General features: G+C 40.9%; 1 pseudogene. It reads right to left on the bottom strand.

Features of this window, described 5'->3' with window-relative positions:
• A pseudogene (locus HMPREF2810_RS16070) lies at positions 1-257 on the bottom strand (VWA domain-containing protein); the annotation flags it as partial.

The following is a 257-nucleotide window of genomic DNA, read 5'->3' as shown; positions in this document are numbered from 1 at the left end:
TTGTAATCGTTGGATCTTCTGGCGTTGGTGCAGGTGGTGTTACCGTTGGTTTGTTGGAATGCAACACGTCCCCTTCGTTGCCAAAGTTTAAGTCGGCTTGGTTGGGAATGCCACCTTGTTCAATATAAGGTGCTAATTCTTCATTGGTTGCGCCGTCTTTAATTTTAGTGGTAATAGTCATTGTGTACGTATGTCCAGCTAAGTAGGAGTAGCTGTCATCTTTTTTGTTCATTTCAAAAGTTACTTTGTTATTTTCT

The sequence above is a fragment of the Enterococcus sp. HMSC078F03 genome, from assembly GCF_001811595.1.
Taxonomy (GTDB): domain Bacteria; phylum Bacillota; class Bacilli; order Lactobacillales; family Enterococcaceae; genus Enterococcus; species Enterococcus faecalis.
Note: the sequence above shows the minus strand (reverse complement) of the source record. Positions and strands in the feature narration are given on the sequence as shown.